The sequence below is a fragment of the Pedobacter sp. SYP-B3415 genome, assembly GCF_004138205.1.
In the GTDB taxonomy this organism is placed as follows: domain Bacteria; phylum Bacteroidota; class Bacteroidia; order Sphingobacteriales; family Sphingobacteriaceae; genus Pedobacter.
Genome location: NZ_RXNQ01000037.1, coordinates 108,205 through 119,589 on the forward strand (window position 1 = coordinate 108,205; position 11,385 = coordinate 119,589).

Consider the following 11,385-nt stretch of genomic DNA (forward strand, 5'->3'; position numbering starts at 1 on the left):
CGTAACTTTGCCCGCTACAAAAGGAAAAAAATGAGCAAGACCAACAGAAAGCAGGACGCCCTTGATTACCACGCTCAAGGACGCCCGGGCAAGATACAGGTAGTCCCAACAAAACCTACGCAGTCGCAGCGCGACCTGACCCTGGCCTATTCGCCGGGTGTGGCAGAGCCCTGTCTGCAAATAGCCGATCATAAGGAAGACGTATATAAATACACCGCCAAAGGCAATCTCGTCGCAGTAATCAGTAATGGTACCGCGGTACTTGGCCTTGGTAACATTGGCCCGGAAGCAGGCAAGCCCGTTATGGAGGGTAAAGGTCTTCTTTTTAAGATCTTTGCCGATATCGATGTATTTGACCTGGAGCTTGATACAACCAATGTAGACGACTTTGTAAAAATCGTTAAGGCGCTTGAGCCGACTTTTGGCGGTGTGAACCTGGAAGATATTAAGGCACCCGAGTGCTTTGAAATTGAGCGCCGGCTTAAAGAAGAGATGAATATTCCGGTCATGCATGATGACCAGCATGGCACAGCGATTATCTCTGCTGCGGCCCTGATCAATGCATGTGAGCTGCAAAAGAAAAAGCTTGATAAGGTAAAAATCGTTGTAAACGGAGCAGGTGCGGCGGCTATTTCCTGCAGCCGGCTATACGTCTCCATGGGCGCAAAAAAGGAAAACATCGTGATGTGCGACCGCAGCGGAGTGATTCGCAGTGACCGCAGCAACCTGGACCCGATCAAAGCCGAATTTGCGACCGACAGGAAATTAAGCAGCCTTCAGGAAGCAATGGAAGGTGCCGATGTGTTTATCGGTCTCTCTTCGGCAAACTGCGTAACAGCTGCCATGCTCAGCTCGATGGCTAAAAATCCCATCGTTTTTGCCATGGCCAATCCGGATCCGGAGATTGCCTACGAACTGGCCATTGCCACCCGCAAAGACATCATTATGGCAACCGGACGGTCAGATTATCCGAACCAGGTAAATAACGTTCTCGGTTTTCCATACATTTTCCGCGGCGCCCTTGATGTGCGCGCAACAGCGATTAACGAAGAAATGAAAATCGCAGCGGTTAAAGCCATTGCGGCGCTTGCGAAAGAATCGGTCCCGGAAGCGGTAAACATGGCGTATAACGCGAAAAACCTGAAATTCGGCAAGGATTACATCATTCCGAAACCGGTAGACCTGCGGCTGATGACCAATGTATCTACAGCAGTGGCTAAGGCCGCCATCGAATCTGGCGTTGCCAGAAAGGTGATCACAGACTGGGACGCTTATACTGATGAGCTGAACCGCCGCCTGGGTCTTGACGATGCCATTATGCGCACACTGACCTTGAAAGCCAGGTCGGCACCTAAAAAAGTTGTCTTTGCTGAAGCCGATGAGTACCGCATTTTGAAGGCTGCTCAGATCGTTAAAGATGAAAATATCGCAGTACCTGTGTTGCTGGGCAACCGCGAAAAAATTGAGCAGATCATTGCCGACAGCGCGTTGGATCTTGAAGGCGTTGAAATCGTTGACCAGATGCTGGATACCGACCGGGTGAAACGGTACGCCGAGGCGCTTTATAAAAAACGTCAGCGCAAAGGTGTTTCGTTGAACGATGCGATTAAATTCATGCGCGACCGGAACTACTTTGGTGCTTCGATGGTCGAATTTGGCGATGCTGATGCAATGATTTCCGGACTTACTAAAAACTATGCATCGACCATCAAACCGGCCCTGCAGATCATCGGAACAGAGGAAGGCGTGAACCGCGTTGCAGGCATGTATATGATGATGACCAAGAAAGGCCCTGTATTTTTTGGCGACACCACAGTAAACGTAAATCCAACTGCCGAAGAGCTGGTCGATATCACGCTGATGCTCAATGAATCGGTCAAGAAATTCAACATCAAACCACGCATCGCGCTTCTGTCGTACTCAAACTTTGGTTCTAACGAAGGTGTTGTGCCAGAAAAAGTGCGCAGAACTGCCAGCATCCTGCATGAAAAACATCCGGAGGTGCTGGTAGACGGCGAAATGCAGGGCAACTTCGCTATCAACAGCGCGATGATGAAAGAAAATTTCCCTTTCAGCGCGCTGGCAGACGCCCCGGCCAACACACTTGTCTTCCCTAACCTGGAGTCGGGCAATATTGCCTATAAACTACTGCAGGAATTAGGCGGTGCCGAAGCCGTAGGTCCGATCCTGCTCGGTCTGAGAAAACCCGTTCACATTGTACAGCTTGGCAGTTCTGTACGGGAGATCGTAAATATGGTTACCATTGCGGTAGTCGATGCACAAGCCAAAGAAGCCGCCGCGCAGGAACGTGGCAAAGGCGGATTATTTAAAAAATCAACAAAAAAAGCATAAAACATGTACGCATATATTGATGGAAAACTTACTTATAAGTCGGCAACGCACGTTGTAATTGAAGCAGGCGGCGTTGGCTACCACATCAATATATCGCTGAATACGTATGCGGCGCTTAAAGACAGTGAGCGCCAGAAACTCTATACCTGGCTTCAGGTGAAGGAAGATGCGCATACCCTGTATGGTTTCGCTGATGAGGGCGAGCGTAAATTATTCCTTCACCTGATCTCGGTATCAGGTATAGGTGCCGGCACCGCGCGCATGATGTTGTCTTCTATAACGCCTGCCGAAATTCAGGCCGCCATTATCAGGGGCGACCTTCCGCTTATACAGCGGATAAAGGGTATAGGAGCAAAGTATGCGCAGCGCCTGGTTCTGGAACTGCAGGACAAACTAAAAAAAGAAGGTCCGGATGCCCTTATATCAATTCCGCAGCATCATTCCCGCAAGGAAGAAGCCCTGGCCGCCCTGGTCATGCTTGGCTTTGTTCGCACCGCTGCCGATAAAGCGCTCGAAACCATTATAACTAAAAGCAATGAAGAAATGTCTGTCGAACAACTGATCAAAGCCGCATTGAAAAGTCTGTAGTCTGTAATTTAAGCCGTTGAGAAGAATCTTTACCTGCCTGGTCATCCTGTGTCTTCTCGTTTTTGGCAACCAGACGTTGCAGGCGCAGGTTGCGCAAACGAAAACACCATCAGACACCCTTAAAAACACATTCAGTTTAAGGGAAAGGAGATCATTTGGCTTTGGCAGAACAAACAGCTTCTCTCCCCTGCCTGCAAGTATTAACCGTGTTGTTGAATTTGATGCCGAAAACAAACGATACGTAATCAGGCAAATGCTTGGCGAACGCGAGATTGCCATGCCACAATACCTCACAATCGAGCAATACCAGCGCCTCCTGACCGCCGAGATCAAGACTGCCAACTGGCGTAACTTTTCTGATTCGACACTCAATGAGGTCAGAGAAACCGGGCTTATCCCTGCGGTTCGTATCAACAGTAAATCGTTCGAGCGGATATTTGGCGGAACGACCATCGATATCCAGCCGCGCGGCGAGGCCGAACTTACATTCCTTGGCCGGGTTAACCGCAATGAAAATCCCTTATTTAACGAACGCCAGCGCGTTCAGACGAACTTTGACTTCAATCAGCGTATACAAATGAATGTGGTTGGAAACATTGGCACAAAGCTGAAGCTGCTCACCAACTACAACACAGAAGCGCAGTTTGATTTCGAAAATCAAATCAAACTTGATTATACCGGTAGTCCGGATGAAATTATCAGAAAGATAGAAGCCGGAAACGTGAGCATGCCTCTGAATGGCAGCCTGATCTCGGGAACCCAGGCGCTGTTTGGCATCAAAACGCAGCTGCAGTTCGGCAGACTGGGCATTACGAGTGTATTTAGCCAGCAAAAATCACAGTCGAAAGAAATCCAGATCACCAACGGGGCTCAGCAAAACGAATTTCGCATAACCGGCGATAACTACGAAGCGAATAAACACTTCTTTCTTGCCCAGTTCTTTAGAAACAACTATAACAAGGTGATGGCCAATGCCCCGAACATTCTTTCACCGGTGAACATTACAAAAATTGAAGTCTGGATTACGAACAAAAGCAGCCAGACCCAGGATTCAAGAGATGTGCTGGCCCTGCTCGATCTGGGCGAAAACAGCCCGTATAATACCGCACAGGTTCAGGGTGGTGCGGGTTATTCGGCCGTACCAAGCGGCTTTAGCGGGATTCCAGGCACGCCACAATCAAACAACCTGCTTGCTAACCTGCCGCCAGGCGCCCGTTTTACGAATTCAAATGACGTAATCGCATATTTCCAGGCGAATGGTGCAACAGACAATTTTAATAAGCTGACCTACGCACGCCGGCTGAATGAACGTGAGTATATTATGCAACCCCAACTCGGCTACATCTCGCTGAACAATCCGCTTAACGCAGATGAGGTGCTGGGAGTTGCTTACAGATATACCTATAACGGCGTGGAATATCAGGTAGGCGAATTTTCTACCGATGTCTCGTTTGACCAGGCCAACCCCCGGGTGCTCTACACAAAGATGCTGAAGAACGAAACAATGAAGATCAACCTCCCAACCTGGGACCTGATGATGAAAAACATCTATCTTCTGGGAGGTTATCAAATAGGCAGCCAGAACTTCAAACTTGATATTTACCGGATAGATGATCAGTCCGGTGTCGAGAAACCACTTGTAACAGAAGGGCAGAATACCAGCAACAAACAGTTTATAAACCTGACCGGCCTTGACCGGCTAAACCAGCAGCAGGAACAGAAACCGGATGGCGTCTTTGACTTTATCGCAATGGCAAACCCGCTGGGTAACACATATGGGCCCTACGGCAATAGTTATAGCGGTGGCAGTTACAGCGGCGGTACTGCAGGACAAACCGGCAGCAATCCGGTGATCGATAATACCGTAAAAGGTTATGTGACCATCGATCCGTTGAATGGCAGACTTATCTTTCCTGTTATCGAACCTTTCGGCGCAGACCTGGCCGCGCGTTTTGCGCCGGGTGAGCAGGCTCTGATACAGCGCTATACTTTTCCGGCCTTGTATGATTCGACGCAGGTTATTGCAAAACAGCTTTTCCCGATGCAAAACCGCTACATTATTCGTGGCACATATCAGTCTGAGGTCTCCTCAGACTTCAGCCTGAACACATTCAACGTTCCTCAGGGTTCTGTGCGTGTCTTTGCAGGAAACATCCCGCTTCAGGAAGGAACAGATTTTACCGTCGACTACATGGGCGGGCGCGTAAAAATTCTGAACACGGCGCTGCTTACTTCCGGCCAGCCGATCCGCATTACAACAGAAAATAACGAATTATTCGGCGTGCAGCAGCGAAGTCTTTTTGGAACACGCCTCGATTACAGGGTGAACAGCAAACTGAACCTGGGCGGAACGATCATGAACCTGAGCGAAAAACCGATAACGCCAAAAGTTAACATCGGTGAAGAACCGATATCAAATACGATTTGGGGTCTGGATGTGAATTACAACTCGCCCTCACGCTTCCTTACAAAACTGATTGACAAGCTTCCACTACTTTCTACTAAGGCCCCTTCAAGCATTACCTTTTCAGGCGAGTTTGCTCAATTGGTTCCGGGGCACTCGCGCGCACTGAACATGGCAGGAGACCGGGGAGGAACCAGTTACCTCGACGATTTTGAAGCATCGCGATCGCTTATAGACCTGAAAGCAGCGATCAGCTGGCAGATATCCGGCACACCGCAGCTTTTTCCTGAATCGCAGCGTATAAACGACCTGAGTTATGGGTATAACCGGGCCCGTTTGGCTTTCTACAATATTGATCCCATATTTTTCACGCCGACATCATTAACTCCGGATAACATCCGTACCAATGCATTACTGCGTTCAGACCACTACACACGGGAAGTAAGGGAGAATGAAGTTTTCCCTTTCAAACAGATCGCAACCGGGCAGCCACTGCAGCTGCCAACGCTTGACGTAGCTTTTTACCCTACCATACGCGGCCCTTACAACTACACCACAACCGGCTTTAACCCCGATGGCACACTCACCAATCCGCGGTCGCGCTGGGGCGGGATGTACCGGCGTATTGAAACAAACGATTTTGAGTCGCAGAATATTGAGTACATCGAATTCTGGCTGATGGATCCGTTCATGAATAAACCGGCATCGCAGGGTGGCGATCTGTATTTTAATCTTGGCAATATCTCCGAAGACATCCTGAAAGACGGAAGGAAATCGCTCGAAAATGGTCTGCCGGCAAACGGCGATCCGACAAGATACGATGAGACGAACTGGGGGCGGGTGCCTAAACTTCAGCCCGTTGTACAGGCTTTTGACAATGATCCTGACGCCCGGCGGGCACAGGATGTAGGCCTTGACGGAATGAACAACGCTGCAGAACTGCAGAAATTTTCCGGTCCGCTGGCACAGATTCGCGCTCAGTTAAATCCGGGAGCTGCGCAAAGCCTTGATAATGACCCATCGTCTGATGACTTTGTGTACTACCGTGGCCCGGGCCTCGATCAGATCAGCGCAAACATCCTCAAGCGCTATGAGAAATACAATGGCACTGAAGGTAATTCAAAAACCCCGCAACAGGCGCAGCAGGACCTTGGTGTAGACAATGCCGCAGCTACTGCCCTCCCCGACGGCGAAGATGTGAACCGCGACAACAACATGACCCAGTCTGACGAATATTTTCAATACAAGGTTTCGCTTGTACCAAATATGTCTGTGGGCGATGGGTACGTAACAGACAAGCTCGTAACGCGGGTTCAAACGCCAGACGGACAAAACAAGCAGGTTACATGGTACCAGTTCCGGGTTCCGCTGGCACAATACGATCAAAAGGTCGGCAATATCCAGGATTTTAAATCAATCCGCTTTTTCCGGATGTTCCTGACAAATTTTGCAGATACCACCATCCTTCGTTTTGCGAAATTACAACTGGTGCGCGGCGATTGGCGTCAGTACAATTCAAAAAATGAGGCAGACAAGGTCATAACCGATCCGGCTCTGCAAAGCTCAGGACCCGACAATTCTGTCATCGAAGTAGCCACTATCAACATCGAGGAAAACGGGCGCCGTAGTCCGATACCTTATGTGCTTCCGCCCGGCATTGAGCGTGAACAGGATTTTAGCAACTTCCGCGGAGATACCCGGCAAAATGAACAGTCGCTTGTCTTTAATGTGCGCGACCTGCGCGATGGGTATGGCCGCGCAACGTTTAAAACCGCCATTAATGACTTCCGTTCGTACCGGCGGCTTGCCATGTTTATTCACGCAGAAGCCAGCGGCAGCACGCCGCTGAACGATAACGACATCTGGGCATTCCTGCGTATCGGAACAGACAATCAGGATAACTATTACGAATACAGTCTGCCATTAAAAGTAACCCGGCCGGGAACGAGTGATCCGGGAGCAATCTGGCCGGATGCAAACCGTATGGATCTGCAGCTCGAGCTGTTTCAAAAGGCCAAGGTAGCCAGAAACAACGCCGTTCAGCAAAACGGGCAGCCATGGCCGATCAATGTGCCTTTCAGATATGTTTCTGACGGACAAACGGTGATTGTAAGGGGCCAGCCTGACATGAGCAAAGTGCGTATCATTATGCTGGGCGTGAAAAACCCTTTGCGTAATACGGCAAGCCCGGGCGGCGATGATGGATTAGACAAAAATGCCCAGGTATGGTTCAACGAACTACGTCTGACGGAATTTGATGAACGTGGTGGCTGGGCAGCAACCGCGCGGATGAACGCCAAACTTGCCGACCTGGGCGATCTGAACGTTTCGGGAAGCAAAACGACCATCGGTTTCGGATCGATTGATAAACGTGTAAGTGAACGAAACCGTGCCGACAACGTGTTTTTCGACATCAATTCGAATATGGAACTTGGTAAGTTTTTTCCTCAGAAATCAGGCATCAGCATACCTATGTTTGTCAGCTATTCTTCCCAGATCAGCACCCCGCAGTTTAACCCGCGCACACCTGATATCGAGCTGAAAAATGCCCTGGAAGGGGCGGACCGACGGCAGCGCGATTCAATTCTTAACTTTTCGCAGGATTTCACAACCAGGCAGAGCCTGAGTTTTACAAATGTGCATAAGGAACGTACCAATCCGAATAAACCAGCAAGGCTATGGGATATCGAGAACCTGAGCGTAAGTTATGGGTACGCAAAGTATCATCACCGGGACTTTATAAATGAACGGAGTATAGAAAACAGCTTCCGCGGAAGTCTTGCCTACACGTTTACTGCCGATGCCCGGAATTATCAGCCATTTAATAAGATCATAAAATCAAATCTTCTTTCCCTGTTAAAGGATTTCAACTTTACCCTCCGTCCGAATTTTATTAATTTCCGGGTCGATCTGGATCGCTTCTATGCCGAAAATACACTCAGAAATAATGACCCAAATAATTTCATCCCCATTCAGACTACCTTCAACAAAAATTTTCAGGTAACCAGGGTATATGGTATTGGCTGGAAACTTTCGAAATCGCTTACCCTCGATTTCAACGCAACAAACTATTCGATCATCGACGAACCTGAAGGCCGGATCAATGGATTAAAGCGGGACACAGTCTGGCAGAATTTACTGCGGCTGGGACGGACCACCAATTATAACCATACGCTTAATGTTACTTATGAGGTACCTGTAGGTAAGATCCCGGGACTGGACTGGGTAGAGCTTGCTACCCGCTATGGAACCAATTTCAACTGGCAGACTGAGCCGCTTTCTACGCTGCGCGATCCGCAGATCGATCTGGGTAACACCGTTCAGAATTCACGCACCATCCAACTAAATCCAACCCTGGGCTTCAGCAAATTGTATAACAAATTTGCCGGGCTTAGAAAAGCTTCGGGCCCCGATGCAAAACCTTTAAAACGTCTATTAGCGGGTCTGCTAACATCGCTCAAAAGTGTAAACATGGCCTATACAGAGGTTCGGGCTACATTTTTACCTGGTTATCTGCCACAGTCGCGATATTTTGGTATTGATGATATGGGTGCGCCCGGACTCGGTTTTGTGTTTGGAAGCCAGCGGGACATCCGTTCAATGGCCATAAACAACGGCTGGCTTACCCGTGATACCTTGCAGTCACAATTATACGTGAATACGCTTAAAGAAAACTTCAGCCTTACGGGACAGGTGGAGCCATTGCGCGACCTCCGCATTCAGATTTCTGCAACGCGGAACAAAACACAGAATTTCTCGTCAAATTTTCGCTTTGATCCGAACGCAGCATCCTTCCGTGATTTGGGTGCCCAGACAACAGGCGACTACAGCATTTCATTTATCGCTTTGGGAACCGCTTTCAGAGAAAAACCAGGTGGCTTAATTTCCAGCCTGTTCAACCAGTTTATGGCGAACCGGGCGGTCATTTCGAGGCGCCTGGGCGCAGGGAACCCGAATTCAGCCGGACAGGCGGGCGGCTATGCCGATGGCTATGGCCAAAATGCGCAGGACGTTGTGGTAGGTGCATTTCTTGCGGCCTATACGGGTAAAGACGCCGGCTCTTCCCGTCTCAATTCATTCCCAAAAATACCGCTGCCGAATTGGTCGCTTACGTATGGCGGTCTCTCAAAGATCCCGCTTTTGGCCGAAACCTTTACTTCGTTTGACATCAAACACGGCTATAGTTCGTTGTACAGCATCGGATCCTTCAACACCTTGTTGCGGTATTCTGAATTGCGCGGTTTCCCGAACGCCAGGGACGAGGCACGTAATTTTCTGCCACAATATCAGTTTTCGCAGGTAGCCATCTCAGAACGCTTTGTGCCCCTGATTGGAATAGATACCCGCCTCAGGAACAACCTCAGCGCTTCATTTGAAGTGAACCGGGAACGCCTGCTCGGTCTGAGTCTTGCAAACAGCCAGCTGGCACAATTCTCGGAAAACAATGTTGTCCTCGGACTTGGCTACCGGACAAATAAGTTTCGTTTTCCTTTTGGGCTGTTTAAGGAGCTAAAGATGGACAATAATATAAATTTCCGTCTGGATATAGCCCTGCGCGACAACAAGACCGTTATCTACCGTGCAGATGTGGCAGAAGCGGAAGTATCTGCCGGTGCAAAGAACATCACGATGCGGCCAAACATCGATTATATTATCAACCAGCGGTTTAACGTACGTTTGTTTTACGATTCAAACATTACAAAACCATACACGTCGCAGGCATTCAACACATCCTTCAGTAATTTTGGCTTTAGTCTGAGAGCAACTTTGAACTAGATATTTCTAAAATAGCTTATTTTTTTAACTTAAAGTTGGTAACTTTACGAAAGTTACCAACTTTGCAGGAGTCGTATCAGGCACCACACGTTTTTAATCTGTTTAATAATATTGCATCTCATCTCTAACTTTAACCATGACTTGATAAGGTAGGGTATGCAGCCAACGTGATGTTTCATAGGTAAAACTTACCTCTTATCTTATTTCAATATAATATTCTTCCAATTGTGATATATTTTTAACTTAAAGTTGGTATCTTTACGAAAGCTACCAACTTTGCAGGAGTCGCATTGGCCCTCATGCGTTTTGACGCTGTTGCATCCCGTCTCAACCTTTTTCCGTTCTTTCTGTTTCACTCATTATTGACTACATTTGGCAAAAATATTTGAAAGATGAATTTCCCCTCAGAACTGAAGTATACCAAAGACCACGAATGGGTAAAGGTTGATGGAAACGAAGCCACAATCGGAATCACCGATTTTGCTCAGCGCGAACTCGGCGATATCGTGTATGTCGACATCAACACCGTTGGAGAAGAAGTTGCTAAAGAAGCCGTTTTCGGAACTGTAGAAGCAGTTAAAACCGTATCTGACCTGTTTATGCCTGTATCCGGTACCGTTCTGGAAGTAAACGCAGAATTAAACAACAGCCCCGAACTGGTGAACTCTGACCCTTACGGCCAGGGATGGATGGTGAAAATCTCATTAAGCGACCTTTCTGAAATTGATGGGCTTCTTTCTGCAGATGCATACCAAACTTTAGTAGGCGCTTAGTTAATGTCCTTTCGCAAAGCATTAAAGTATCAAACATGGTCCATAGCCTGGACCATTGTTATTTTAGTGCTTTGCAACTGGCACTTCAGCAACGACGGCTCTTCCGGCTTCTTCTTCGAAGGGTTCGACAAGCTTGTTCATCTCGGTTTCTTCTTTATCCTGACCATCCTGCTGTTATATGGAAAGATCAGGGAGAAAACTAACACTGCACTTTCGTTCTCAACACTCTTCAAAATTACCTTTCTTACTTCCTTTATCGGTGCAGGTGTCGAAGTCCTGCAATGGAAAGTTTTTACCTACCGCTCCGCAGACTGGTGGGACCTTACCTGCGACTGCCTCGGTGTTGGCATGGGTATCTTCGGTTATCTGCTGCTCAACTGGATCCACGCTCAGAAACGCAGTTCCGCCATCAGCTAAAACCGGCTTTGCAACAGGAAAGTTAGGTGTATTTAATTTGTTACCCATCTTTTAACAACCATTAACAAACCATTT

Annotated in this window: 5 protein-coding genes; all 5 read left to right on the forward strand. The window is 48.2% G+C overall.

All coding sequences use genetic code 11. The annotated features are described in order from the left end of the window. Positions 1–30: 30 nt before the first annotated feature. The 5 genes from EJV45_RS18855 (at position 31) to EJV45_RS18875 (ending at position 11,310) form a co-directional block, all read left to right on the forward strand. Positions 31–2,352 carry an NADP-dependent malic enzyme gene (locus EJV45_RS18855; RefSeq protein ID WP_129718214.1) on the forward strand — a complete coding sequence of 774 codons (2,322 nt, stop codon included), beginning with the start codon at positions 31–33 and terminating at the stop codon, positions 2,350–2,352. A 3-nt stretch (positions 2,353–2,355) separates the two neighbouring features. After that, positions 2,356–2,940 carry a Holliday junction branch migration protein RuvA gene (gene ruvA, locus EJV45_RS18860; protein ID WP_129718216.1) on the forward strand — a complete coding sequence of 195 codons (585 nt, stop codon included), beginning with the start codon at positions 2,356–2,358 and terminating at the stop codon, positions 2,938–2,940. A gap of 16 nt (positions 2,941–2,956) precedes the next feature. Beyond that, a complete protein-coding gene (gene sprA / locus EJV45_RS18865) occupies positions 2,957–10,120 on the forward strand; it encodes a cell surface protein SprA (RefSeq protein ID WP_129718218.1) in 7,164 nt (2,387 codons plus the stop codon). Between the two features lie 392 nt (positions 10,121–10,512). Further along, positions 10,513–10,893, forward strand: coding sequence for a glycine cleavage system protein GcvH (gene gcvH / locus EJV45_RS18870; protein WP_129718220.1), 381 nt, complete (start codon positions 10,513–10,515; stop codon positions 10,891–10,893). Positions 10,894–10,896: 3 nt separating this feature from the next. Beyond that, positions 10,897–11,310 carry a VanZ family protein gene (locus tag EJV45_RS18875; RefSeq protein WP_129718222.1) on the forward strand — a complete coding sequence of 138 codons (414 nt, stop codon included), beginning with the start codon at positions 10,897–10,899 and terminating at the stop codon, positions 11,308–11,310. Positions 11,311–11,385: the final 75 nt, after the last annotated feature.